Raw genomic sequence first — 25,260 nt, 5'->3', positions numbered from 1 at the left:
GGCGCCTGTTTTTGGGGCGGCGAGCTCACCGGGTGGCGAGGCGCGCCCACAATCATCACGTCAGATCCTCAGCCCGCGCCGGCAATTGACGAATCAGGCTCCACACCGCTTCCGCCGCGGGCGACAGCGAGCGGTCGCGCCGCCGGACCAGTTCGACGGTGCGCTCGGCGCGCGGCACGAGCGGCCGCGCCACCAGCGAGGCGCCTGCCGGCAGCGGCAATGCCAGCCAGGGCAGCACGCTCACGCCCACGCCCGCCTCGACCAACCCAAAAACGGTCGCGGAATGCCCCAGCTCCTGCACCACGGTCGCGCTCACTCCGTGCTCCTGCATCACGGCGTCGATGATCGGCCGGCTGCCTGACGCGTAATCGAGCATGACGAGCTGCTCGCCTTCGAGCTCCGTCCATGCCACCTGCTTCCGCGCCGCCAAAGGGTGATCGTCGCGCGAAACGACGCAAAAGGAATCGGTCATCAGCGACTCGCTCAGCAGGTCGTCGGCGGAAAACGGGCCGATGACTACGCCGAAATCGACTTCGCCCGACTTCACCTTGCGCACCACGTCGCTCTGCACGTCGTCGCGCAGACCCAATGCGATGTAGGGAAACTGGCGTCCGCAGGCCGCTACCACGCCGGGCATCAAGCGGCAGGCCACCGTCGGGCTCGCGGCCACCACCACCCGTCCGCGGCGCTGCTCGCCGATTTCGCGGATCTCGCGCAAGGCGTCGTCCAGATCCGTCAGCAGGCGCGACACGCTCGATACCAGGTTGCCGCCGACATCCGTGAGCTGCACCTCGCGCGTGGTCCGATCGATCAGCTTCAGACCGATCTCCCCCTCCAGTTCGCGTACGCAACGACTCACCGCCGATTGCGTCAGGCCGATTTCATCGCCGGCCCGGCTGAAGCTCTGCAAACGGGCGACCTCAATGAAAACCCTTAGCTGACGCAGCGTCACATTCATTTACCAACCTCATCAATAGCCCGGTTTGATGCGCATTGTATGGCGAAACGTCGCACCACAACCGTATTTAGTGCAATCGCTGCAGCGCAGCAATAAGGCGCAAACGCACGCTGGACGGGCCTGATTGCACAAGATTGGTGATTGTCCCGATTTGCGAGATGGGTTTTTTGGATTCTTATACGGCCCTAGCTAGCGCCCGCGCTGGCCCGCTGTCACAGGGCTTTCAGGTAGTTGGATTCAGCTTGGCACACTTCCTGCATTTACATGCACACAGGGTCGGCGCCATGACTTCTGACTGAATAGCAGATCGTGGCAAGCCCGACCCCCCTTGGCACTCGCCTATCGAGTGCATGGAGAGTGCGCGGCGCGGGGCAGCGCACCGGAGTTAGCTTCGCTGAGGTGAAACATGATGCTGTTCGACGATTTGAGAGACAACGAGTGGGCGCTGGTCGAGGCGTTGTTCTGTGCGGAGCCAGCACGGAGCGAACGTCGTGGTCGACCACGCGTGGAAGCGCGTGCAGTCGTCAATGCCGTGCTTTGGGTGCTGTCGACGGGCGAGGGCTGGTCCAAGCTGCCGGGCCGCTATCCGTCGCCGCCGACTTGCCGCCGTCGCTTCGACGAATGGCAAGCCGATGGTACGCTCGCCGAAATAGTTAAGCGACTCGGCACGAGCGGCCGTGAAATTTCGCTGCGCGGCCGCATTGGCGCGACTGCGGCGAAGCCACCGGCACCGCCGAGCCGCGACCGCCTGCGCGGCGCATTCTGGACCAATCCGGAATCGTGGCGCGCGCCGGTCAAGATGGCCTGACGCGAATCGTTTTGCCGCCGGGCGCCTGTGGGCGCCCGGCGTCTATCCGGGGCCGCCGCGCGCCGTCTGTCGACGCCCGCCCGACCAGCAATGGGCACCGCTCCTCGGCGCGCCCAACTCAGTCGTCCCTTCCCGCCTCTTCCGGTTCATCCCTTCGATTTCATCGTCAACTCGCTTTAGTCGCCTGAAGCGGTTCAATGGCTGCAGGTGAAACATCCATTTACTATTGCTTACAGCGTGCTTTCGCCACTCGGCATACCTTATCGGTATGCAAACAGGCCATGAGTCGATCGGCTTGACGGGAGCTCAGCATGAAACCAATGTCACTGCTTCTGTGCGGCATTGTCGTTTCATCAATGGCCGCACCGGCGCTCGCACAGCAGCGCCCCCAAGGCTGGAACTGGCGGCCGGATCACACGGCCAGCGTCGAAGCCTGGCAGCAAAGCGGAACGCGCAACCGCGACTTCCAGCCGCCGGCGCCGCGGGGCGATTTGCGCGGCGATATCGCGAGCAATGTACGCACGCGGCCTGAACCGCCACGCGAAGATCCGGCGCGCCGCCGCTAGGCATGCGCCGATGCGCTTGCGAATGGGTCGGCGTGTGTCGAATCGTCTGTGTTGGGGCGCCGCTGTTGTGCGCTGCCGTTGTGCGCCATAGCCAGCGCACATGGTGACTGCGAGACAACGCGCCGTATGGCGAATTGAACGATCGGGGAACCACCAACGGCTGCACGCAGTCTGATTCAACGCCATTAGCACAGCGTGGCAGTAGTAATTCCGGTACGCCCGTATCCTTGCGATACGGGCTTTTTTTGTGTCAACAGACGGGCGGCGCGCACTGCGGCAGGCGCATCAGCTGAGCAATAAAGCGGGAGCAATAAAACCACCGCCTGCCGCTGGAGCGGCCGGGAAAACAGCGCCAGCCCGCCCGCCGCCACTAGGACCGGGCTTCGAGAGCGGCAGTAGGCCGCGTTTCGGCTGTCGCGACGACATAGTCGTTCATTCGCTGTGCGGTCCAGCTCAACAGGCGTTCGTCGTGCGCAAGCCTCGCGAACTCGGCCCTGCCCCTGTCGGTGAGCACCGCAATATCGACCGGCGCGTGAAAACCCGGTGCCGGCGCGACAGTGCGCTGCCGAACAGTGTCCATCAGGCCTAGCGCGCGAAGATATTGGAAGACACCCGGCCGTCTGGCCCACGGGACCTGGCGATATTGCGCCCGCCGCAGCGCTTCAAGTACTGCTTCGTTGGAATACGTGGTCATCTCACTTCTTTCTTAAAGTGCAGCTATGACACATCTATGCCCAACACGTCACCGCGCCACCAGTAACGCGCATAGCACCCGCCCTTGGCTGGAAGCATGATCGCTGTCATGCGGTCGAATTCCGCCAGGTGCTGCCTTGGTCTCATTTTCGGAACCCCCGTCCGAACGCCATGTTAGCGTTCTGTCTATGGGCCGACGATGCAACCGCTGCGGCGCGATAGCAAGCCCGTAGATTTGTCCCGAAAGTCATACGTTACCCCATTTAAATTGATTCTATTCACTTTATTAGCGCTTTTTTTTGCAGCAATCGTGCTATGGAAACGCGCCCGCCGGCCTCTCGTCATGGGCGCGATCGCCCTGTTCTGGCTGCTCGCCGCCGGCTGGCTCACGGCTCCATTGCTGGAATTGGCGCAGCCGCGTCGGCAAACCGACACGCCCGCCCGCTTTGCACCACGTACCGCGATCATCATGCTCGGCGGCGGCACCATTTACGACGATGACGACGTGCTCGTGCCACCGCGCGACGTACTCGCGCGCATCGCGGTGAGCGCCGAAAACTACGCGGCCTGCAAGCGTACCGCCGCCACGTGTCAGATCATCGTGAGCGGCGGCAATCCGCAGCGGCATAGCGCAACCGAAGCGGATACCTATCTGCCCTACCTGCTGCGCAAACAGGTGCCGCGTGCGGACATCGTGCTGGAAAACCGCAGCCGCACGACGTACGAAAACGCCCGCAACGTCTCGGCGATTCTCGAGCAGTCACGTTACGATTCCCTGATACTCGTCACCTCCGCCTATCAGATGCCGCGCGCGTTGCTCGACTTCCATCATTTCGGCCTCGCGCCGCAACCGTTGATTTCGAGCGCGCTGCGCGTAGATCCCGGTGTACTGCCGCGCTATGACAATCTGGTGAACGCGGAGACTGCGCTGCACGAACTGATTGGAATCGCGCAATTTCACGTCTATCGTGCAATCGGATGGTTCTGAATCTCACTCGCGGCAACGAAGTAATTTACTTAGCGATGCGAATATTCTTTGCGTCGGCAACGCGTTATCGAGCTTGACGCGAAATCGTCATCGACGGCAACGGCGGATTGAAGGTAACAAGATGTAACTAATTGTCATTGCCGTTACAAAACGTCCGCTGGAGCGGATATTGCTGGCTAGAATGCATTGTCTTTCCGATTGGACAGGCAAATACTCGGGTCCATTACCACTCTACGGAGGTAACAATGAAGAAAGTGTCCCTGGCGATCCTGGTTTCCCTCAGTGCCGTGACAGGCGCGGCCTATGCGCAGGACAACGGCGTCATGATGAGCACCGATCCGGCCAAGGCCGCCGACGTCGAGCAGCGCGCGCAAGAATTGCAAAATCGCCAGCAAGCAATGGAAAGCGCGCCTATGCCGGAGAAACATCACAAGATGGCCCCGCACCATCACAAGAAAGCCGCCAAGGCCGAAGCCGCCAGTTCGTGAGCCCGGTTTGACCGCATCACCCGCGGCCTCGCCGCGAACGTAAAAGGCCGAAGCCGGCACCGCAGGCTTCGGCTTTTTTGTTGTCTCTTTTTTGTTGTCTAATGGACTCGCTGCAGGCGCGTTGCGCCCGGCTAACGTTATGCTAAAGTCGCGCACCAACCGGCGCCCGGCGACCGTCGCCCGGCCGGAATCCCCCTAACCTGTGCGCACCTTGGTGCGGAGGACAGCATGAGCAACATCCAGCTAGATATCGAATGGACTGAAGCAGCATCTCGCAAAATCGAAAAACTGATGCCGCGCGGCGGTCAGGAAGCGTTCCTCGCGCTGCCGCCCGTCGAGTGCCTGCCGATGGAAGGCGACGTGCTGTTTCTCGGCCCGGACGGCAAGCAGCAACCGTTCATCGTTGCGGAACGCCAGTATCACCACGACGGCGATGCCGACTGGACGATCATCCTGATCCTCGACGTCCCCCAAGCCACGCACTAAAGATAAACGGCGAGTGAGCCGCGCAGGCCGGATCAGGCCGCGCGCCTCACTCGCCGTTGTTCGGGCTTCGGAGGTCGTGCTTCGGAGTTCGCTCGCCGAAGCACGACCTCGCAGTTCGACCTCGCAGTTCGACCTCGCAGTTCGACCTCGTAGTTCGATCCCGTAGTTCGCCCCCGCGGTACGCCCCCCGTCGTCCGTCCCTTAAACGCTTACGCGATCTTCGACACGACGCGAATTTCCGCGTGCTCGACCCAATCCGCCACCGCCTTCTTATAGGCCGCGATGTGCGCGGATTTTGCATGCGCCGCCAGCGCTTCCTGGCTTTCCCAACGCTCGACAAACACGAACCGGCGCGGCTCCTGCACGTCACGATGCAGATCGTATTGAAGCGCACCCAGCTCTTTGCGCGTCGGCCTGACGATGCCTTCGAGCGCTTCGCGCAGTTGTTCTTCATAACCCGGCTTCGCCACCGAGATTGCGACCACTGCGATTTCCGCCATGCCTGTACTCCGTTTGTTCAGGAAAAGCAGCAGCATACCCGCCGCCCGCCAAACCTGCAGGCGCTCATGCCCGCCCGCGGGCTCCCGCGGCCACGGCTGGATCAGCCTCGCGCGAAGCCTTCGGCCGGCGCGAAACGTCTGAGCACCGTCCTTGCCTGGAGTTTGGCGGGCGGCCACTCACCGCCCTGCTACCCTCGGCTTCATACGCACGATCGATTTCGTTTAAAACGATCGATTTCGCGCGCGGCAAGCGAGTGCGAAGCTCACACGAAACGCCCGCGACGCCAGCGCCGGCAACCGCGCCAAGGCTGGTTTGCCGGGCGCCCGGCCATGTTCCGCGTCTGTGATAACCCGCACATTCATGCGAACCTCGAACTGCTAGACTGGTTTTGACTAATCCCGCCGGAGTCCAGCATGGCTGGCTTTGCTCTCCGCGTTCCCGGGCTGTACTTGCCTTACCCTGCCGGCGCCTGGGCTGTGCATCCGTTGCGTGCCAGATCTGTTTGCGCGCCCCGTCACCAGCTTGCCGCGATGTCACCATGCCCGCACTCATGCCCGCTCTTATGCCGACCGTCCGCGAATTAACCCTTAGCGGCCTGCTCCCGCATCTGGTCCGGGACGAGTCCGGCTGGACCGCGACATGGCGCGCGCTGACCCTGCACAGCGTGTTCCAGCCGGTGCTGTCCGTCACGCATCAGCGAGTGGTCGGCTATGAGGGCTTGCTGCGCGCGTTCGATCCGGTCGGCTTGCCGGTATCGCCGGAAGTGCTTTTCTCCGGCACGCGTTCGGCCGCGGACGCCCGCGAACTCGACCGCATCGCACGCTGCCTGCATGTCGCGAATTTCATGGAACAGGGCATCAGCACCGGCTGGCTGTTTCTGAATACGCGTCCACAGGTGTTCGAAACCGGCTGGCCGCAGCGCACCTTCATCGATGAACTCTCGGCGCACTTCGGCCTGCCGCAGGAGCGCATCGTCATCGAAGTACTCGAACAGCCCGCCGACGATGAATCCGCGGTCGCCAGCATGCTCGCGGCGTCGCAGCCACGCGACTTCCTGATTGCGATCGACGACTTCGGCACCGGTTTTTCGAACTTCGACCGTGTGTGGCGCTTTCGCCCCGACATCGTGAAACTCGACCGCTCGCTGGTCGCGCGGGCGGGCAAGCGCGAGGGCGACGATTCGCTGATCAGCCACCTGATCGCAATGCTCCATCAGTCCGGTACGCTGGTGCTGGCCGAAGGCGTCGAAACCGACGAAGAGCTGATGATTCTGATGCAGGCCGACGTCGATTTCGTGCAGGGTTTCTGGCTCGGCCAGCCGAAGGGTTCGGTGCAGGCCGCGTGCGCCAGGGTACCGGCGCTGATCGAGTCGATGTGGAGCAAGTTCGCCGCCTATGAGCGCGCTCATGCCGGCCATCAGCGGCTTGGTTTCGAAGGATTCGCCGAGGCCGTGCTCGCCGCGGCCGACACCTTCAAGGCCACCGGCGACCTGCGGCAGGCGGCGCAAAAGATGTGGCATCTGCCCGAAGCCCGCCGCGTGTTCGTCACCGACGGTCAAGGCGAACAGACCCAGGCGTCGGTCACCGCTGCCTCGGTGCCGCCACCTCCGCTGCGGCTCGCGCCGCTCTACACGGATACGCGCAGCAACTGGTCGCGGCGCGCGTACTTCAAGCATGCGCTCGCCGCGCCGGGGCGCGTCGCCATGATGGGGCCGCACTACTCGCTCGCGGACGGCCAGGACTGCTATACCGCGGCAATCGCATTCGACCGCGACGGCATGCATGTGCTTTGCGTCGACTTTGTACCGACGACGTCCCCGGCCGATACGCGTTCTGGTGGACGCGGGGGCAAGCGCTGAACCTGACTGGCTCTTGCCGGTGGTTCTATGGCGAGACTCCCCGGGTGCCGTCTAAAGCGCCTTCGGGGGCGTTCTGATCGCCCTTCCGGGTGTCGGCGTCCCGTCCCGGATCAGCTCTTAGTCCTCTACCCGCCCACGGCCGGATTTGATCTCGCTGCGCCGGGCCTTGCTGTCGAGGCGACGCCGATTCGAAGCACGCGTCGGCCGGGTGGCGACGCGTGGCTTGCGCGTCACGCTGACGCTTTCGATCAGTTCGTCGAGCCGCGCCAGCGCCGCCGCGCGGTTCATCTCCTGAGTGCGATGCTCCTGCGCCTTGATGATCACCACGCCGTCGCGCGTGAGCCGGTGATCGGACAGCGCGAGCAGGCGCATCTTCAGCACCTCCGGCAGCGACGACGCCTGCACGTCGAAACGCAGATGGATGGCGCTCGAAACCTTGTTGACGTTCTGGCCGCCCGCTCCTTGCGCGCGGACTGCGGTCAATTCGATTTCGTTCGGCGGGATCGGATAACGGGATGTCATGACGGGATTGAGTTAGAGACGCAAGTGTACACAGGGCGCAACCGATTACCGACTACGGACTATCGGCCACGGCCGCCGATGCGAAAAACTATTTGCATCGGCACGCCCGGTTCACCGATACTGCGGTTTTCGCTTACAGCGTAAATTAATATGAAACTCCGTCCGGGTTTTGTACTGGAACTGGCCGTCAATTTTCTGCTGCCGTGGCTTGCTTACCGTTTCACGCTGCCGCACCTGGGCGAGACCGGCGCGCTGATCGCGTCCGCCGTACCGCCGATCATCTGGAGCCTGATCGAACTGGTGCGCTTTCGACGCGTCGACGCGCTCAGCGTGATGGTCGTGGCGGGCATCGTGCTGTCGGTCGCGGCGATGGCGCTGGGCGGCAGTCCGCGCATGTTGTTGCTGCGCGAATCGCTGGTGTCCGGCGCGGTGGGCGTGGTGTTTCTGCTGTCGCTGCCGATGCGCCGTCCGTTGATCTTCTATCTTGCGCGCGCCACCGTCGCCCGTGAAATGGAAGGCGGCGCCGAGCGCTTCGAAGCGTTGTGGCGCGAGCGGCCGGCCCTCGTCACTGCAATGCGGCTCATGACGCTCGTTTGGGGCGTCGGCCTGACCGGCGAAACGGCGCTGCGCGCCTGGATGGCGCTCACCTGGCCGATCGAACGCTTTCTGGTGGTCTCGCCGTTCATCGGCTACGGCATTTACGGCGCCTTGACGTTGTGGACGCTGTGGTATCGCAAGACCATGCCCAGCCGGGTCGAGGCGCGCGCGCAGCCGGGCGGGATCGCGAGCTGAGGGGCCGGGCTATTCGGCTATTCGGCTGCCTTGATGCCCAGCGGCCCGGCTGTTCAATCTCCCTGAGTCGCCTCGCCTGCTTGCGCCACCCGGACTGTCCGAATTGCCCAAACGCCTCGTTGAACCCACGAACAAACCCACGTTGCCCACGCCCCCTGCTAGACGAGGCGCCACACCTCCGCGATTCGCGCGGCCAGGCCCGAGTCACGCTGTGTCGGCGTGGCGATGGCCTGCGCCAGCACCGCGCGTGCGCCAATCACGTCCACTCGCTCGCGCGCACGGGTAATTGCCGTGTACACGAGCTCGCGCGACAACACCCGGCTGAACACCGACGGCAACATCAGCACCGCATGCTGGAACTCCGAGCCTTGCGACTTATGAACCGTGAGCGCGAATGCCGTGTCGTGCGGCGGCAGTGCCGCGGGCGATACGGCACGCAGACCGCCGTCGCCGCTACGGAAATACACACGCAACGCACCGCCCGCCCCCGGCAGCGCAATGCCGATGTCGCCGTTGAACAGACCGAGCGCGTAATCGTTGCGCGTGACCATGACGGGGCGCCCGGCGAACCACTGCGCACCGACGGCCAGCGTCACACCCGCCGAACGCCGCACCTGCGCGGCCATCGCGGCATTCACCTGATCGACGCCGCGCGGCCCCGCACGGGTCGCGCACAGAATTCGAAAACGGTTCAGTGCGTCGAAGAGAGGGAGCGGGTCCGGCGTATCGGCGGCCAGCGCTTCGGCAAGCGCATCAGCATACGCTGCAAAACCTGCGGCAAGCCGCGCGACGGTGCGATCGGCAAGCGTCGCATGCGCATCTTCGTACAGCGCCGCCGCGCACGGTTCGGCGGGATCGATGCGCAGGACGTCGAGCGCCGCGCCGGCCGCGCCGTTGCGAATCGCGAGCGACAAACGCCCGATGGGCGATTCGAGACCGAATCGATAGTTACGCTCGAGCCAGACGACGCAGTCCGCGAGCGGGTTTTGAGCCGGCGAAGGGAAAGGCGGCGTATCCGAATCGTCCGACGAACCCGTATCTGCGAAAAGATCGTCGGGGCCTTCGTCGAAGCCGCTCGACACGCCGGGCAATGCTTGCGACAACCGCGCCGCGTCAATGCCAAGCGCCTCGGCGATCCCCTGCAGTCCATTCTGCGTGAAAGCAGGTCGCGCGCTGAGTTCGGCGAACACCGCACCCGCCTCGACGGCCGCGAGCTGATCCTTGTCACCCAGCATCACCAGACGCGTCTGCGGTGCGATGGCATCGAGCAGACGCGCTGCCATCGCCACGTCGATCATCGACGCCTCGTCGATCACGACGACGTCATAAGGCAGCGGATTGTCGCGATGATGCCGGAAGCGCCCGCCCGGCCCGGACCCGAGCAGCCGGTGCAAGGTGTAAGACGTCTGCGGCAGGCGCGCGGCGAGCTCCGGCGGCAGATCGCCGGCACGGGCGAGCAAGGCCTCCTGCATGCGCTGCGCGGCTTTGCCGGTAGGCGCCGCCAGTGCAATTAGCAGATCGGCCCGCGCGTCCAGCAAACAGGCAAGCACACCGACCACCGTAGTCGTCTTGCCGGTACCCGGGCCGCCGCTGACGATGGTCAGGCGGCCAGACAGCGCCATGACCGCCGCGACACGTTGCCAGTCGACCTCGTCGTCCTGCGGCGGGCCGAAGTAGCGCAACAGACGCTCGTGCAGCGTTTGGGCAGTCGCGTCCGCGTTTGCGCCTGCATCTGCGCCGGCACCTGCATTTTGACCCGCGCGTGAAGCCACACGGGTGTTGGCGTTGCCACTTTCACCGGCAGCTGTCTGTGTATCTGGCGTGCCACTTGCGCCGGAACTCGCACTCGCACGAGCGTCGACATCCGCCGCAGCCCGCGCATGCTCACGAGCCCTCACACCTTCCACCTGCCCCCCGCCTGCGTGCGCAACCAGCGAGCGTGCGAGACGCCGTTCGTAGTCGTAGTAGCGCGCCAGATAAAGTCGCCCTTGCCCGTCGACCACCAGCGGCCGCAACGCCGCCGCGCTCGGCGACCCGTCGCTGGCCATGCCGCTTGCGAACAGCGCCGCCCGCACTTCCGCGCTCGACGCATCGAAGCGTCGCGCCAGTACGGCAAGCGGCAGGCACACGTGCCCTTCGGCGGTCGCGCGGCTCGCGGCGAAGGCAGCCCGCGCCGCCCACTTCACCGCCTCGCCCGGCGCGCCGCCACGCCGCGCCAGCATGCCGATGCGGCGCGCGAATCCTTCGGCAAGCGCGGTGCTGAAATCGGCCGGCGCGGGTAAATTCACCCCGATATCGTCGAGCTCCGGCGGCAAGGAAGAGATCCGCTCGAACGTGCTCATGCGACACCTCCGATCATCGCCGCATCGAGCAACGCGACCAGTTCGAAGGCGGGCCGCCGCATGTGCACGCCGGCCGCTCCATCGGCGTCCCGCCACTGCGGACGAACGCCGCGCACGAACAGATAGAGATAGCCGCCGATGTGCGTGTCATACGCATAGTCGCGCACCCGGGTTTTCAGATAGCGATGCAGCGCCACGGTATAAAGCAGCGCCTGCAGGTGATATGCGTGGATCGCCATGGCCGCTTCGAGCGGTCTCGCGGCGTAGTCGGCGGCGGTGTCGCCCAGATGATTCGACTTCCAGTCGACGATCCAGAAACGGCCGTCGTGCTCGACGATCATGTCGATAAATCCTTTGACGAAACCGCGCAACACGCCGGGCTCCAGCGCAACGTCGGGATAGCCGTGTTCGATCAGCAGCTCGCGCAACGCCGGAAAATCGAGCGAAGGCGCGGCAAACAGAAACTCAAGCTCGTTCAGGCGCCGCCGCGGATTCAAGCTGCCGAGCGCCATGCCGGGCACGAGCTCGGTGCTCACCACGTCGGCGATCAGGTTATGCATCATGGCGGGCAAGCGTGCCGCGAGCTCAGGCGCGGCCGGCGCCGGGCGCTCGCGCAACGCGCCCCGGATGGCATCCGGCCATGTATGCGGATCGGTGAAATCCGCAAGTTCGAACATGCGGTGCAGACAGTCGCCCGCCGCCGCGCCGCGCGGAAACGCGAGAATGTCGTCCTCCGCATACGACGGCGTTTGCGGCACCGGCAACGGCGTCGGCGCGAGCGCATCGGCAATCTCGTCGTGATCGGGCCGCACCTCTTCCGCCGGCGTAGGCGCCTCCTCGGCTTTGCTGCGGGCGGCGATCAAGCCGCTGAAGCTCGCCATGCGCCACTGGTCGCGCAACGGCCGCCGATTGGCGCGCGCCTGCATTCGCGCACCGCGGTCCTGAAGGCTTTCCAACGGTACCCGGCGCTCCACTTTTGGCAACGCCTGCAACGTGATCGGTCCGCCTGCCAGCGCCTGCCACGACAATGACAAAGCTGCCTCGTCGGGTGGGTCGGCAAGCCAATCGTCGAAGCTGTAACCGCTGCCTCCTACCAGCCAGTTCAGCACGCTGCGGCGCGATTCCCGGGTGGAGCGCGACGATAGATACGTACCGGCGACCAGATAGCAGCGGTACACCGCCCGCGTCAACGCCACATAGACGAGCCGCGCCCGTTCCGCCGCCTGTTCGCGCGCCGCGTAACGCGACGCGCGTTCAGCCTCGTCGTCATCGCAACCGTAGTGCAGCACCGCACCGCCCGCTTCGTCGTGATACTCGCGCGCATCAGGCAAGCCGGAGGACGGCGGCTCGCGCAGCGCGCCGTCGTTCAGGAACGGACAGAACACGACCGCATATTCCAGCCCTTTCGATTTGTGGACGGTGACGATCTGCACGAGGTTGCGATCCGACTCGAGCCGCAATTGCGCGTCTTCGCCGCCACCTTGCGTGCGTTGCGCGGCGAGCCAGCGCAACGTCGGCGCGATGCCGGGCTGCGTGGCGGCACGCGCCTGCACAAGTTCGGCCAGATGATTCACGTTCGTCAGACGACGCTCGCCGTCCGGTCCGGCCACCAACCGCTGCGCGACGCGCAGCTCGCGCATCAGCGTGCGCCACATCAAGGCGAAGCCGCGCTCGTGCCATAGCGTGCGATAGCGCGAGAAACGTTCGACCCACCCCATCGCGTCCGCGGCATGCGCGGGATCGTCGGGCACTGCCGGAGCGTCGGCAACCTGCTCGAGTCGCCACAGCGCGGCGGCGTCGAGGCCGAGCCAATCGGTGGCGAGCGCGGCGCGCAAACGGCGCAGGTCGCCCGGCGTGTCGACCGCGGCCAGCACGCGTTCGATCTGCTCGGCGTCGAGCGTCGCGAACACCGAGGCCTGCGCCAGCTCCACGCTGCCGACGCCCCACGACGCCAGCACACGCTTGATCAGACTGCCCTGCTTATGCGTCTGCACGAGCACCGCGATATTGCCCGGTGCGAGCGGTGCGTCGCCGATCGTCACCGCTCCCTCGCGCGCGCCGCGCAGGAGCCGCACGATCTCGGCGGCGCAGGCTTCGCTCGCCGCGCGTTGCGCATCGCGTTTGGTCAACGCGGCGTCGCCTTGCGGCAAGGTCCAGATGCGGAAATCGCCCGCCTTCGCATCGGGCTCGGAGAACGGCGGACGACGCCGCTCGCCGGCCCGCACCGGCTGATAGTCGAGACCGTCGAGCACGAACGCCTGGGGATTGGCTTCGAACAGCCGGTTGCAGGCCTCGACGATCGGCGCGGTCGAACGTTGATTGACGGCAAGCGTGTAGCACGCTGAAGCCGCCGCGCGCGCCGCCAGATAGGTATGCAGATCCGCCGCGCGGAAACTGTAGATCGCCTGCTTCGGATCGCCGACCAGAAACAGCGGACCGGCCGGCGCGAAGATACGGCTGAAGATCGCGAACTGCAGCGGATCGGTATCCTGAAACTCGTCGATCAGCGCGGCCGGATACCGGGTGCGCAAGGCATCGGCAAGCCAGGGGTTGGCCGCGAGCGCACGATACAGATTGGACAGCAGGTCGTCGAACGACACCACCCTGCGCGTGCGCTTGCGCGCGATCAGTTCGGCGGGCGCGTAGTCGAGCCAGCTTTCCACGAGCGAGAGCCAGCGCGCGCGTTGTGCGGCTTCGGCCGCGACCACGGCTGCGGCCAGCGCTTCGGCGTGCTCGAAGAACGGATGCTCGGGCGGCTCGAACTTGACCTTGGTGGCCTTCTTCAACGCCGAAGCCGTCAGTTTCAAGGCCGCCTTTGGCGGCGGCGCATGGCAATCGCCTTGAGCGAAGTATTCGGTCCACGCGGCGATCGCGGCGCTGACGAGGTCAGGCTTGTGCGAGGTCTTGCTCAGACGGTCTTGCGCTTCTCCAAGCAGACTCACGATCGCGTCGCGCTCCGACTGCCACACTGCGCGGGCAGCATCGAAATCGGCTTGCGGATCGGCGCCACCGCCACCTGCATCGACCTCGCCCCAGCGCAACTGCGCCAACGGCTTCTTCAAGCGCCGTGCGAGTTGTTCATCGAGCGACGCCGGACCCGCGCGTCTGGCCACCAGCCATGCGGCGAAAGCGGGATGCGCGTACGCCACCGGTTCCACCTGCTCGCGCCAGAAATCGGCCGCCAGTTCGAAACGCAAGGCCGCGTCGTCGGCTTCCATTTCAAACGCGAACGGCATGGCCGCGGCGAACGGCGCCTCCTGCAACGCACGCTGACAGAACGCGTGAATGGTGTGAATCGCGGCCTGGTCGAAGGTGCGCAGCGCGCGGCGTACGACTTTCAACGCGGTCTCACGATCGATGCCGCGCTCCGGCGCAAGGGTGGTTTCAAAGAGACGCTGGATGAACGGATCGCCGCCGACGTCGGCCGTATCGATAGCCCGGTCCAGTTCCGCGAGCCGCCCGCGAATCCGCTCGTGCAACTCCGCGGTCGCCGCCTTGGTGAAGGTCACGACAAGAATCTGATCGGCGTTCAGGTTCTTTTCGAGCAGCAGCCGCACATACAGCGCGCAGATGTTCCAGGTCTTGCCGGTTCCCGCCGACGCCTCGATCTGATTGACGCCGTCGAGCGAACAGGCGAAGACGTCGAGTTCTTCCGCAACCAGCGCGTGTTGGTGAACGGCGCCGCTCATGATGCGCTCCGCAGATGCTGCACGAGCGGTTTGAATACGATCGCGGCAAGACTGCCGAACGGTTCGTCAAGTGTCAGCGGGGTGCCGCGCAGCGCGATGCGCAAGGCCGGGTCGTCGGATTCGCCACGCACGCGATCATTGATCCACACGCCCTGCGCCGCGGAATCGCTCTCGCTGACCTTCACCCATGCGCTCTTCGGGAAAAAGCGCAGCGGCAGCATGCGCCCTGCTCTGAACAACGCGGCAAGCGGCGCCAGTTCATTGAGCGGCGCGGCGACGGGTGTGAGCTCGAAGCTCTCGCCGCTGCCATGCCAAACCGTACGGCGTGGGCCGTCCGGCAGCGCCGCGCAATACACCAGATGAGCAAGCCACGCCGACAGATAGTCGCGCGCAGTAGGCTTGGCGTAGCGGAAAATCACTTGTCCGGTTTCGGTCAGCAAATTCAGTGTGCCATGCAGTTGCAGGGGGGCTTCGGCCGCTTTACGAAGCGCTTCGTCGTGGGCGCCGAAGAGCGCATCGGCGATATCGGCACGATCGGGCCAGCGCGGCGCGATATCGAGCACGAACGGCAGACGCTCGACACCCGACGCGACTTCGCGGCGCACGCTGTCGGCGAGCTGGCGCAGCGCGCCGAGTTCGCGCGAGCGCCATACCGCGCCGGTCGCGCCGCCCGGCAATTCGGGACTGGCCGCGGCAACGCGGCGCACGCGTTCGAACACGCTGTCGTCGTCATCGGCATCGGTATCCAGCAGCACCGGCAGGAGCCGCTCCGCGAGAGCGTCCCGACCGGCCCAATCGAGTTCGAACGGCTCGGTGTCGAGCAATTCGCCCTGCGCATCCGACAACACGATGCCCAGGCGGTCGCGCAACAACGCACGCGCCGGATGACGCCAGAAGCGCACGAATTCGTCGAATGCAACGGGAGCCGCCTCTTCGGCCGGCAACGGTTGATCGAAGAACGGCGCGGCCGCCGGATGCTGCGGCGCGGCCAGCAAACTGGCCAGTTCCGCACGATCCATGTCATACGTGAAAAGGCCTCGCTGCGACGAGAAATAATCCGCAGCGAACGCCTGCAACGGATGGTCGATGATGAACGCATGCCGCGCAGCTTCGATTTCCGCGGGACTCGCCCCGTCTCCCGCCGACACTTGCGCGAGGTGGTCGAGCAATTCATCGACCAGCGCGGCCGGCGGCAACGGTGCATTGTCGCGGATGCTGCGGCCCGTATAGGCGATGAACAGCCGGTCGCGCGCGGCCAGCAGCAGATCGAGGAAGAGATTGCGTTCGTCGTCGCGGCGCTGACGGTCGCCGGCCTTACCGAACGCGGCCATCAGGTCGAATTCGTCGGCGCGGGCGAGACTCGGCAGCACGCCGTCGTCCATGCCGAGCAGGCAGACGACGCGATAGGGCAACCCGCGCAAGCTGGTCAACGACGAAAACGTCACGCTGCCCCAAGGCACGCCGCCGCGCGCGGGGTCGTCGAGCGCCTCCGTCAGGGCGCCGCGCACCACGGTGGCCGGCAACGCGACGTCTTCCGCGCCCGCACGCATCGCGTCGCCCATCTTGTCGATGGCGTCGCGCACCGCCGCCAGCGAATCGGCAAATTCCACGCCGCCGTCGAAACACTGCGCGAGCGTTTCGAGCAACAGTTGCGTCCATTCGGCAGGTGCCTGCTCGACCGCGCAGCGCCGCGCGAATGTATCGATATCGTCGACGAAGCGCGACAGCCGGCCGAGCAGCTCGGCATCCGAGCCATCGGCGCCTTCAACGGGCAACCAGGCGTCGACCGGGTCGCCGCCATCCGGCATCGCGTAGCCAAGGTACAGACGCGTCAGCGCGTCGGCGAACGTATGACGCGCGACCGGTACATGCTCGCCCGCCGGCTCGCCGGGCACCAGCCCGCGCCGCGCACCGGCTGCCGCGAGCCATTCCTGCGCGGCTTCGAGCGCGCTGGCGTCGATCCCGTAGCGCACGGCGATCGCATCGACCCGCAGCCATTCGATAAGATCCGGTGCGCCCACGCTGCGCTCAGGCAAGGCCAGCCAGTCCAGCAGTAAACGCGCGACCGGATTGGCCTGCGAAGGCGGCAAGCCGGTGATCCGATACGGGATGCGGCGAGTATCGCCAGGCGGCGCGGTGCCGAATACCGCATCGATCAACGGCCCGGCGGCCGCGAGATCCGACACGGCAACCAGCACGTCGGACGGCTGCAGATCGTCGAACTCGTCGAACCAGCCAAGCAGGCGGTCATGCAGCACTTCGAGCTGCCGCGACAGGCTGTGACACACGTGAACTTCAATGCCGTTCTCGATCGGTAGTTCGTCGGTGTCCGCGCCTGTTCCCACTTCCGCGCGCAGATCGAGGATGCCGTTCTGCACGGCGGCGAGCCAGCTCGGTTCCGGATTCCCGGTGAAGTCGCCCGTCTCGCCGGATGCGGCGCTTTCGGTCAGCTCATGCAGCATGTGCAGTTGCGCCTGGGTCTGGCGTCCCCACTCGGCCAGCAGCGGATGGCCCACTTCCTGATAGTCGAGCTGGCCGGCGGCATCGAGCGCCTCGACGCGGCCCGCACTGACCACGTCGAACCAGAATTCGCGGCACGGGTTCATCACGTACAGACGCACATCGACCCAGCGCGACAGCGCGCGCAGCAAAGCGACATGCAGCGGCGGCATGGTCGGCAGTGCGAACACGCTGACCGCTTCCGGCCACTGCGCGTTCGAGATGGCTTCCAGATCCAGCGTGCCGATTTCCTCGAGAAAGCGATAAGCCGGCGGCAAGGCGGCCGCGGGCGTTTGCGCGTTGCCCGCCACTTCGCCAAGCACGGCACGCCACAGTGCGGCTTGCCAACGCTCGTCCTCGCGCGCCGCTTCGCTCGCGCCGACGAGACGCGGACCGTTGTCGTCCGCGGCGCCGCTCGCGAAAATCGAACCGCCCTTCTGCCATTGCAACAGCCACTCCGGGCGATAGGTCAGATAGTGGTCGAGCACGGTGGCCACGCGGCGCGCCAGTTCGTAGCGCATTGACGCATCCGCCGCGTCGAGATACGTACGCAGACGCGGCGAGGCATTCCAAGGCAGTGCTTCATCCGCCTCTCCCAGCAGCCGGTAGCAACGCCAGACGAGCCGGTCCGGCGCGAACGGCGAGTGTTTCGGCACGTCGATCACGCCGCCGATTTGCGCCCACAACCACTGCGCGAGATAACCGAAATTGACATTCGCGCAGATGCCCTGGCGCGCCGCGATGTCGAGCTCGAGCCGGCGCCGCACCGCCGCGCTCGGGACGATCACGGGCTGCGCGGTCCAGGGATCGGACGGCGCATGCGCCAGGTCGTCGAGCAGCGCGCCGACAAGGGTTTCGTAGCGGTTCGAGTAGAAGAGTTGGAGCATGGATCCTGGGAAGGCATGCGACGCGAGCGGGACACCCGGGCCGCGACGGACATTGAAGCGACAGCATAACAAACGCGCTCCCAGGGCAGAACCTGGCCGAATGGACGAGGTCAGATCAGGCACAAAATCAGTTAGACTCGACGGCAGTTTGGGTCTGCCCCGGGCCAACCCCGGGTCGATCTTTTCAACCGCGTTTTCTCAGTGAATGGAATCCAGGCAGTCGATGCGCTATTCGGTTGAAATAAGAAAATTCCTCTACAGCCAGTACTTCTATGGCGGCCTGCGCATCGCAGTCGGCGTGTCATTGCCGGCCATTTTGTGTTTGATCGTATTTCACGACCGCGAACTCGGCTTCACGATCGCGACCGGCGCACTCGGCGCCTGCGTGGTCGATATGCCGGGCCCGCTCAAGTACAAGCACAACGAGATGCTGGCGTGCACGGTGATCGGCTTCCTGTCCGCACTCGCCACCGGTCTTGCCACCGTCAACCCGGTGGCGCTGTGGTGCACGGTCGTGCCACTCACCTTCCTGCTCTCGTTGATCGTCGTGTATGGCAACCGCTGGCCGCAGATCAGCTTCGCCACGCTATTCATGATGATCATGACGCTGGAAGAGCATTTCACGCCCATGCAGGCGCTCGTCAATGCGTCGTGGATTCTGGTGGGCGGTCTCTGGTACACGTACTGGTCGACCTTCGTGAGCCGCTGGATGATGCACCGCATCGAACAGCAGGCGCTCGCCGAAAGTGTGTTCGCGTGCGCGGACTATCTGCTCGCGCGCGCCGCCTTCTACGACCTCGACAACGACCTCGACGATTGCTATCGCAATCTCGTCGACAAGCAGATCGCCGCGGTCGATCGTCAGGATGCGGCGCGCGACATCGTGCTGCGCAATCTGCCCAAGCTCAAATCCGGCCGGCTCGAACCGCGCCGGGCGATGCTGTTCAATCTGTTCATCAATACCGTCGATCTGCACGAGCTGTTCGTCGGCACGCATGTCGATTACTCGCTGGTGCGCAGCACGTTCGGCGGCTCCGACCTGCTGGTGTTCTACCGCGATCTGATTCGCAAATCCGCGGCCGATCTCGAAGAGATCGGACTTGCAGTGCTGCAAAACCAGCCGCCGCGCAAGCGCGTGAATGTAAAAGCCGAATTGCGCGCCATCGAGTTCGAGATCGAACTGATGCGCAAGCAGGACCTGTCTGCCAAAAATCCCGAGGCCTATTCGGCGGTATCGTCCACCTTCCGGCGGATCTGGAGCGCCACGCGCCTGATCGACAAGATGCACCAAAGCCTGTCGAGCGATCCCAGCACGACCGAGACCGAGCTGCGCCTCGACAAGGCGCTCTCCCGCTTCGTATCGAGCCGCCGCGTACCGTTCGGGCAGATCTTCTCGAACCTGACCATGGCCTCGCCGAGCTTCCGCCATGCGTTGCGCGTGACGATTGCGGTTGCCGTGGGTTTCTGGCTTGGTCGTCTGCTGCCGCTCACCAACGCATACTGGATCGTGATGACCACCGTCATCATCCTGAAGCCCGGCTATTCGCTGACCAAGCAGCGCAACGGGCAGCGGATAGTCGGCACGCTGATCGGCTGTGCGGCGAGCATCGTGTTGATGATCTTCGTCAAGGAGCCGCACATCCTGCTGGTCGTGATGTTCGCCTCGATGGTGATGAGCTACAGCCTGCTGCTGTTCAATTACACGGCGAGCGTGGTGTTCACGTCCTCGTATGTGCTGCTCATGTTTCATCTGCTCGCACCGGGCAGCATGCGCATCATCGGCGAACGCGCAATCGATACGGTGGTGGGCTGCGCGATCGCGATTGCGGCGAGCCACTTGTTCCCCTACTGGGAATACCGGTTGATGGGCAAGCTCGTCAACAACATGATCAATGCGACGCGGCAATATCTGGAAGCAAGCTGGTGGTGGAGCGGCAAACCGGCCGCAGCGGTGGTCGCGACGGTGACCGAAGCCGGTGCATTTGCACCCGCCGCGGCAATGGCCGATCCTGCGATCGAATTTGCCAGGCCGGCGCTCGCGGTGGCAAACGCCGGAGTGGATGCGAACGGCAACGCTACCCAAAAGTCCGGTGCGAGCACTGGCGCAATTCCTGGCGCAAGGGCTGGGGCGTATTCTGGTACAAGCGCCGGTGCAAGCGCTGGTGCAAGCGTCGGTGCGACCACTAACGCAAGCAGCTCTCGCGCCGCTACAGTCAACAACGCGTCAGCCAAGCCGGCCGGCGGGGCGTCCCCTGCCGCCGTGGCCGCTGCAACGGCGCTCGATCGCGATTACCGCTACCGGCTCGCGCGCAAGAACGTCCATGTGGCGTTCGCCAATCTGGGCCAGGCGTTCCAGCGCATGATGCTCGAGCCGAAGTCCGCGCAGAAGTTCGTGCCGGAGTTGAACGACCTGCTGGTGCGCAGCCACGTGCTCGCCTCGCAGATTACGGCGGCCGCGCCTTTGCTGCGCACCTCCGCGCAGCAGGCCGACGGCGTCTCGCTACAGCCGTTGCAACGCGCCCTGAGCGTAGTCCGCGACAACCTGACCGAGGCCGAAGCCGGTAAGGCGCTGCCTGCCGATCAGGGCGAGCAGGTCAAACTATTGAGGCGCGAGCTGGATGCGATGGTGGTCGAGACTGAGAAATCGCCGGACTATTCGGCGGACGCCGTGCACGACATGAAGTTGCTCACCCATCAGTGCAAGCAGATGCTGACGGCGTCGGCGCAGATTCGCAAGGATGCGAGCGTAATTCGCCTGCCGGACGAGTGAGACGCTCGAGTCGTCTCCGAGCCGTCCTATTGAGCGGCGCCGCTTGCGGGCTTCGCTGCGGTGGCCGCAGCCGATGCAGCCGCGACATCCGACGAAACTGCCGGCGCCTGCGCATCCAGGCGGTCGAATTCGCGCTTTTCCGTGATGGCGTTATAGAAGAGCGTGGCGATCACCAGCAGCACCGCGACCACGATGAAAACAGCAATGCCAAAGGTCGGGTTCTTCTTGCGCGGCGGTTTGTTCATGGGGCGGGCTCGGTTCGCGAGTCAGTCGCGGATGGTGTCTGGGAAGGCGGCATTCTACGCCCACTGAGCTTGCACACGGCTTGCAGTCAGCGCCCCTCCACCACCGCCGAAGGCCGCACCGGCAGCGCCGTCGAGTACTTGATCTGTTCCATCGCGAAACTCGAACTCACGTCGTACAGCGGCACGGCGGCGATCAGCAGCTTGTAGACGCGATCGTAGTCGTCGATATCGGACACCACCACACGCAGCAGGTAATCGGTTTCACCGCTCATCCGGTACACCTCCACCACCTCCGGAATATCCCGCACCGCGCGTGTAAAGGTCTGCGCCCATGCCTCGGTGTGCTGGTTGGTGCGCACCGCGACGAACACGGTCGTGCCCACGCCTAGCTTGCGCGCATCGCACAGCGCCACCTGGGAGCGAATCACGCCTGTCTCTTTCAGGCGCTGCAGCCGCTTCCAACACGGCGTTTGCGACAGATTCACGCGCTGCGCGAGTTCGGCGATCGGCATGGTTGCGTCTTCCTGCAGCAGCTCAAGCAGCTTCCGATCGATGATATCCATTCCCATCCTCACACCCCCATAGGAAATTATTCTACTTTTAAGATTTCGAGGGGAATTATATGGAAACTCTTTCTCCGGGCAAACCGGTATAAATATGTCTATCCAAAAATAGCCGATAAGCAGCCATGCCGCTGCGCCGCGATCATGAGCCAAGACCTCCGTTCACCGCCCGTCGCCCGTTCCTCCGCCCACGCCGCATCGTTTGCCGGAGCGAATGAAACGCCCTCGCGCGCGCTGCGCAGCATGCCGCTCGTGCACCTGTGCGAGGCGCTCGACGCAATGTTCGAAGCCTGCGCGACATTTCCCGAACCGTCTGATTCGACCTTCTTCGCGCGCAGCATGCGCATCGCGCTGGCCGAAGCCGCGGCAAGCCCTGATCTGCTCACACCGGCGCAACGCGAAGGCTCCGCCGACACTTACCGGCGTCATCTGCTGGCCGCCGATCCGCACGGCCGCTATGCGATCGCCGCGCTGGTGTGGCTGCCGCGTCAGGCAAGCCCGGTGCATGCGCACCACACATGGTGCGGCTACGCCGTGGTCGACGGCACGCTGAGCGAAACGGTCTTCGAATGGAATGGCGCACAGCACTGCGCGAGCGCCACCCGTACCCAGGCGCGCAAGACGGGCGCCGTGTCGTTTGTGCGCGGCGGCAAGGGCGGCATTCACCGCCTGGGCAATTCCAGTGACGCGCCCGCTATTTCGTTGCATATCTACGGCGTCGCGGGCGCTCAGATCGCCACGCACGTCAACGACATCGTGCGCGCAGCCGACGCGCCGGCGCTCGCCTGACACCGGCACGTCCCGCGTAAAGCTGCGGACCGCGTCAGAATCCGCTCACCCCGCATCCAGCCCAATCAGCTTTTGCTGCCCGCTTCCCCGGCTGTCGGAATCTGCGGCGGAATCGGCGCGGTCTGCCCGGTGGGCGGCGGCGCCGGACGCGGTTCGTGCGACACATCGCGCGCCACCGCCATGGCGGCGTGCGCGGTCCGCGTCGACGCCCCCGTCCCGGCATGCGCGTGTCCATGCGGACCGGCCTCGGGCAGTTCATCGTCCTGCAAAGGCTGCCCTTCACCATCCTTCGATGACGTGTACACACGCATCTGCGGCACCGGAATCTCGATGCCGGAATCGTCCATCTTGCGTTTGAGCCTCAGATTGAAGGCGCGCGCCACGCTCCATTGCTGCAACGGCCGCGTCTTGATCTGCCCTTTCACGACCATCCAGTTCGGATCGAAACGGTCGAGTCCCCACACCTCGATCGGCCCGAGCATTTCGCGCCGGTAGCGGAAGTCGGCCATCAGATCGGCGCCGACTTCGCGAATCAGTTGCGTGATCTGATCGACGTCGGTCGAGAACGACATGCGCACTTCGAACACCGCGTAGGCGAAGTCGCGCGACAGGTTCTTGACGATCTTGATCTGCGAGAACGGAATGGCGTGAATCGCGCCTTGTCCATCGCGCAGGCGGACGGTCCGGATCGACAGATGCTCGACGGTGCCCGCATGACCGCCGTCCACGTCGATCCAGTCGCCGACCGAAATCGTATCTTCGATAATGATGAACAGGCCCGTGATCAGGTCGGTCACAAGCGACTGCGCGCCGAAACCGATCGCGAGGCCGATCACGCCGGCGCCGGCCAGTAGCGGCGTGACATTGATGCCGAGGTTCGCCGCGGTGACGATGCCCGCAATCGTCATGATCGACACCAGCAGCACGTTGCGCAGCAGCGGCAGCATCGTGCGCGCCCGCATGCTCGGATTGAGCGCCTTGTTGCGCGGCCCACCCGGATGGAGGGCTTCGGTAATCGCGGTGTCGACCAGAATCCACAGCAGCCATGAAATAAACAGCGTCGCGACGATCGCGGTCACGGCGTGCGCAATCCCGCGCGCCGCGACGTTTTCCTCCACCACCGCCGCAAGCGATACACCCCACAAACGCGCCGCCAGTTCGAAGAAGAACAGCCAGATAAAAAGCGTCAGCAACGTGCCGCAGAAACGCAGCAGGCGCGACAGATACGGCGAGCGGCGCCGCGAGCGCGCGCTGCGCGGGCGCGTCATGCGCAGCACGATGGCCGACAGGAAAAATGCCAGCACCAGCAGCAGCGCGGTCACCACCGAAATCTGCAGCACGTTCTCACTGGAGCCCGAGCCGCCGAGCGTCGCAGCCACCGATGCCGCCGCGAGCACCAGCACGGGCACGTGCCAGAGCGCAGCGAGCACCTCGAATGCGTCGGTCGCGGCCCGGTGATCGTGGCGCTGCTCGTAAGGCCGGTTGCGGATCAGATGCGCGATCGGCCGGCGGAACGCCAGCGCGAAATAGCCGGTGAGCACGGCGGCCGTCATGTTGGCGGCGGTCGAAATCAGCGCGGCGAGATTCGATCCGAGCTGATGTTCGACGTCGTAGTTGACCGCTGCATCGCCGAGGGCGGCGCATACGCCCACCACGAACAACACGCGCCGTGCGTGCTCGATCAGGAGGCGCACCGCCACCCGCCGATGCCCCGAGCCGAACAGCGAAAACATGATCAGGCAGATCGCCGAAAACACCGCGCCCGCGACGATCGCATAGGCGACCACCATGCCGAGCGTGCGGCCGAGCGCATCCGGCATGGCGCGCACGAACAGCAGCGCTGCGAGAAAGGCGACGATCCACGGCCCGACGCGGCGCAGCGCGAAGATCAGCAACTCGCGCGTGGTGGGATTCGGGTTGAGTCCCATGAGAATGCCGAAGCGCCGGTAAAGCCGGTGTTGAAAGTAGATCAGCGTGCCGGCGCACGCGCCCCAGCCGGCCAGCATGGCAATCATCGAAAAGATCACGCGGCCGAAGCTCTCTTGCCCTTGCCCCGAAATGATCGTGAAAAGCTCGTTGCCGGCCGCGTTGAAGCGTCCGCCCCAATAGCGCACCGGCGTGCGGCCCTGGTGCACCTGGGTTTCGAACGACGCGATACCCGACGCAATCGCGCCGAGCAAGCCGGGACTCGGTTGAGCGGTCGCGGGCGCGGCCGGCGTGACGTTTTGCGAGACGTCGCGCAGCTTTTTGAGCTGGGCGACGAGCGCGGTGCGTTGCCGGTCGTTGTCGAGCGTGGCGATCACGCTGTCGAGCGAGCGCGCCAGCTCCGCCTGGCTCGCGGGCGACGGCGCGGAGGCCGCTTGCGCGGCCGAGGCGCCCGAGGCGGCGGACGCCGGCGTTGCCGTCGCCGTCGCGCTGTTGATCAGGCTCTGCAAGGCCGGAATGACCGGCGTGCCGGCGGCCTGGGCCGGCGCGGGTATCCATCCGATGCCGAGGATCAGTGCGAGACAGACCGTGGCCGCCCACGCGCTGAACCACGCCGCGGCGTGGGCGCGAATGCCGCGGCGCGCACCGCGTCCGGCATGATCGAAAGAAAAATGAAAGACGGCGCGAGTCGCCGGTTGCCCGCCGTTAGACGGCGCGGCCCCGGACTCACGCCGTGATGGGCATGACTGCATGGCGATCCGTAAGAAAACGGGAGACGTCAGTGTAGCCGCAGTTTCACCGCCGGCGCCCGAACATGCGTAACCGATTGTTAGGGCGCTTGCGCAAGGTCGAGAAATGGCGGGCCGTCTTCATCCCCTCGACCCGCCGTC

The 25,260-nt window shown here is 65.0% G+C and carries 18 protein-coding genes and 1 pseudogene; 9 read left to right on the top strand and 10 right to left on the bottom strand.

All coding sequences use genetic code 11. The annotated features are described in order from the left end of the window. Positions 1-55: 55 nt before the first annotated feature. Entirely contained in the window at positions 56-958 is a 903-nt protein-coding gene (locus DSC91_RS32520; RefSeq protein WP_115782609.1) for a LysR family transcriptional regulator, read from the bottom strand. A gap of 409 nt (positions 959-1,367) precedes the next feature. Between DSC91_RS32520 and DSC91_RS32515 the strand changes: the two are divergent. Together DSC91_RS32515 and DSC91_RS32510 are read left to right on the top strand one after the other, a co-directional pair. Then, a pseudogene (locus DSC91_RS32515) lies at positions 1,368-1,763 on the top strand (transposase); the annotation flags it as partial. A gap of 314 nt (positions 1,764-2,077) precedes the next feature. Continuing rightward, complete coding sequence (locus DSC91_RS32510; protein WP_115782608.1) at positions 2,078-2,332, top strand: hypothetical protein; 255 nt, start codon at positions 2,078-2,080, stop codon at positions 2,330-2,332. A gap of 370 nt (positions 2,333-2,702) precedes the next feature. Here DSC91_RS32510 and DSC91_RS32505 read toward each other — a convergent pair whose 3' ends face one another. Continuing rightward, on the bottom strand, positions 2,703-3,026 hold the full coding sequence (locus DSC91_RS32505) for a hypothetical protein (RefSeq protein ID WP_115782607.1): 324 nt from the start codon (positions 3,024-3,026) through the stop codon (positions 2,703-2,705). Positions 3,027-3,293: 267 nt separating this feature from the next. Here DSC91_RS32505 and DSC91_RS32500 point away from each other — a divergent pair, with 267 nt between their 5' ends. From DSC91_RS32500 to DSC91_RS32490, 3 genes are all read left to right on the top strand, one after another. After that, positions 3,294-4,013, top strand: coding sequence for a YdcF family protein (locus DSC91_RS32500; protein ID WP_373291815.1), 720 nt, complete (start codon positions 3,294-3,296; stop codon positions 4,011-4,013). Between the two features lie 245 nt (positions 4,014-4,258). Next, a complete protein-coding gene (locus DSC91_RS32495; RefSeq protein WP_115782605.1) occupies positions 4,259-4,501 on the top strand; it encodes a hypothetical protein in 243 nt (80 codons plus the stop codon). A 228-nt stretch (positions 4,502-4,729) separates the two neighbouring features. Further along, positions 4,730-4,987, top strand: a complete 258-nt coding sequence (locus tag DSC91_RS32490) for a hypothetical protein (RefSeq protein WP_007182306.1) — start codon at positions 4,730-4,732, stop codon at positions 4,985-4,987. A gap of 209 nt (positions 4,988-5,196) precedes the next feature. Here DSC91_RS32490 and DSC91_RS32485 read toward each other — a convergent pair whose 3' ends face one another. Then, complete coding sequence (locus DSC91_RS32485; RefSeq protein ID WP_115783587.1) at positions 5,197-5,487, bottom strand: putative quinol monooxygenase; 291 nt, start codon at positions 5,485-5,487, stop codon at positions 5,197-5,199. Between the two features lie 563 nt (positions 5,488-6,050). Here DSC91_RS32485 and DSC91_RS32480 point away from each other — a divergent pair. Beyond that, on the top strand, positions 6,051-7,346 hold the full coding sequence (locus DSC91_RS32480; protein ID WP_115782604.1) for a sensor domain-containing phosphodiesterase: 1,296 nt from the start codon (positions 6,051-6,053) through the stop codon (positions 7,344-7,346). A gap of 117 nt (positions 7,347-7,463) precedes the next feature. On the opposite strand, the gene arfB is transcribed toward DSC91_RS32480, so the two are convergent. Beyond that, positions 7,464-7,868: an alternative ribosome rescue aminoacyl-tRNA hydrolase ArfB gene (gene arfB, locus DSC91_RS32475; protein ID WP_115782603.1), complete on the bottom strand. Its 405-nt coding sequence runs from the start codon at positions 7,866-7,868 to the stop codon at positions 7,464-7,466. A 150-nt stretch (positions 7,869-8,018) separates the two neighbouring features. On the opposite strand from arfB, the gene DSC91_RS32470 reads away from it, so the two are divergent. After that, complete coding sequence (locus DSC91_RS32470; protein ID WP_115782602.1) at positions 8,019-8,660, top strand: VC0807 family protein; 642 nt, start codon at positions 8,019-8,021, stop codon at positions 8,658-8,660. 158 nt (positions 8,661-8,818) lie between these two features. On the opposite strand, the gene recD is transcribed toward DSC91_RS32470, so the two are convergent. Genes recD through recC form a run of 3 tightly spaced genes read right to left on the bottom strand, consistent with a single transcriptional unit; the run spans position 8,819 to position 18,077 of the window. Beyond that, on the bottom strand, positions 8,819-11,002 hold the full coding sequence (gene recD / locus DSC91_RS32465) for an exodeoxyribonuclease V subunit alpha (RefSeq protein WP_115782601.1): 2,184 nt from the start codon (positions 11,000-11,002) through the stop codon (positions 8,819-8,821). Then, positions 10,999-14,691, bottom strand: a complete 3,693-nt coding sequence (gene recB / locus DSC91_RS32460) for an exodeoxyribonuclease V subunit beta (protein ID WP_115782600.1) — start codon at positions 14,689-14,691, stop codon at positions 10,999-11,001. The genes recD and recB overlap by 4 nt, the downstream gene beginning before the upstream one ends. Further along, positions 14,688-18,077, bottom strand: a complete 3,390-nt coding sequence (recC, locus tag DSC91_RS32455; protein WP_115782599.1) for an exodeoxyribonuclease V subunit gamma — start codon at positions 18,075-18,077, stop codon at positions 14,688-14,690. The genes recB and recC overlap by 4 nt, the downstream gene beginning before the upstream one ends. Positions 18,078-18,300: 223 nt before the next feature. Here recC and DSC91_RS32450 point away from each other — a divergent pair, with 223 nt between their 5' ends. Further along, the gene (locus tag DSC91_RS32450; RefSeq protein ID WP_115782598.1) at positions 18,301-20,847 is read left to right on the top strand and encodes an FUSC family protein; all 2,547 of its coding nucleotides are present in this window, start codon (positions 18,301-18,303) and stop codon (positions 20,845-20,847) included. A 26-nt stretch (positions 20,848-20,873) separates the two neighbouring features. On the opposite strand, the gene DSC91_RS32445 is transcribed toward DSC91_RS32450, so the two are convergent. Continuing rightward, complete coding sequence (locus DSC91_RS32445) at positions 20,874-21,092, bottom strand: hypothetical protein (protein ID WP_115782597.1); 219 nt, start codon at positions 21,090-21,092, stop codon at positions 20,874-20,876. 86 nt (positions 21,093-21,178) lie between these two features. Then, positions 21,179-21,661, bottom strand: coding sequence for an Lrp/AsnC family transcriptional regulator (locus DSC91_RS32440; RefSeq protein ID WP_115782596.1), 483 nt, complete (start codon positions 21,659-21,661; stop codon positions 21,179-21,181). A 237-nt stretch (positions 21,662-21,898) separates the two neighbouring features. On the opposite strand from DSC91_RS32440, the gene DSC91_RS32435 reads away from it, so the two are divergent. Further along, positions 21,899-22,444, top strand: a complete 546-nt coding sequence (locus DSC91_RS32435) for a cysteine dioxygenase family protein (RefSeq protein WP_175172118.1) — start codon at positions 21,899-21,901, stop codon at positions 22,442-22,444. A gap of 65 nt (positions 22,445-22,509) precedes the next feature. On the opposite strand, the gene DSC91_RS32430 is transcribed toward DSC91_RS32435, so the two are convergent. Then, on the bottom strand, positions 22,510-25,122 hold the full coding sequence (locus tag DSC91_RS32430) for a mechanosensitive ion channel family protein (protein ID WP_115782594.1): 2,613 nt from the start codon (positions 25,120-25,122) through the stop codon (positions 22,510-22,512). Between the last annotated feature and the right edge of the window lie 138 nt (positions 25,123-25,260).

Source organism: Paraburkholderia caffeinilytica, from assembly GCF_003368325.1.
GTDB classification, from domain to species: domain Bacteria; phylum Pseudomonadota; class Gammaproteobacteria; order Burkholderiales; family Burkholderiaceae; genus Paraburkholderia; species Paraburkholderia caffeinilytica.
This window is presented reverse-complemented; position numbering and strand designations above follow the sequence as displayed.

Coding starts and splice junctions, on each gene's coding strand:
- DSC91_RS32480 (WP_115782604.1), top strand. CDS start 6,051: ATGCCGACCGTCCGCGAATTAACCCTTAGCGGCCTGCTCCCGCATCTG.
- DSC91_RS32445 (WP_115782597.1), bottom strand. CDS start 21,092: ATGAACAAACCGCCGCGCAAGAAGAACCCGACCTTTGGCATTGCTGTT.
- DSC91_RS32490 (WP_007182306.1), top strand. CDS start 4,730: ATGAGCAACATCCAGCTAGATATCGAATGGACTGAAGCAGCATCTCGC.
- recB (WP_115782600.1), bottom strand. CDS start 14,691: ATGAGCGGCGCCGTTCACCAACACGCGCTGGTTGCGGAAGAACTCGAC.
- DSC91_RS32505 (WP_115782607.1), bottom strand. CDS start 3,026: ATGACCACGTATTCCAACGAAGCAGTACTTGAAGCGCTGCGGCGGGCG.
- DSC91_RS32510 (WP_115782608.1), top strand. CDS start 2,078: ATGAAACCAATGTCACTGCTTCTGTGCGGCATTGTCGTTTCATCAATG.
- DSC91_RS32470 (WP_115782602.1), top strand. CDS start 8,019: ATGAAACTCCGTCCGGGTTTTGTACTGGAACTGGCCGTCAATTTTCTG.
- recD (WP_115782601.1), bottom strand. CDS start 11,002: ATGAGCACGTTCGAGCGGATCTCTTCCTTGCCGCCGGAGCTCGACGAT.
- recC (WP_115782599.1), bottom strand. CDS start 18,077: ATGCTCCAACTCTTCTACTCGAACCGCTACGAAACCCTTGTCGGCGCG.
- DSC91_RS32440 (WP_115782596.1), bottom strand. CDS start 21,661: ATGGGAATGGATATCATCGATCGGAAGCTGCTTGAGCTGCTGCAGGAA.
- arfB (WP_115782603.1), bottom strand. CDS start 7,868: ATGACATCCCGTTATCCGATCCCGCCGAACGAAATCGAATTGACCGCA.
- DSC91_RS32485 (WP_115783587.1), bottom strand. CDS start 5,487: ATGGCGGAAATCGCAGTGGTCGCAATCTCGGTGGCGAAGCCGGGTTAT.
- DSC91_RS32520 (WP_115782609.1), bottom strand. CDS start 958: ATGAATGTGACGCTGCGTCAGCTAAGGGTTTTCATTGAGGTCGCCCGT.
- DSC91_RS32435 (WP_175172118.1), top strand. CDS start 21,899: ATGCCGCTCGTGCACCTGTGCGAGGCGCTCGACGCAATGTTCGAAGCC.
- DSC91_RS32430 (WP_115782594.1), bottom strand. CDS start 25,122: ATGCAGTCATGCCCATCACGGCGTGAGTCCGGGGCCGCGCCGTCTAAC.
- DSC91_RS32495 (WP_115782605.1), top strand. CDS start 4,259: ATGAAGAAAGTGTCCCTGGCGATCCTGGTTTCCCTCAGTGCCGTGACA.
- DSC91_RS32450 (WP_115782598.1), top strand. CDS start 18,301: ATGCGCTATTCGGTTGAAATAAGAAAATTCCTCTACAGCCAGTACTTC.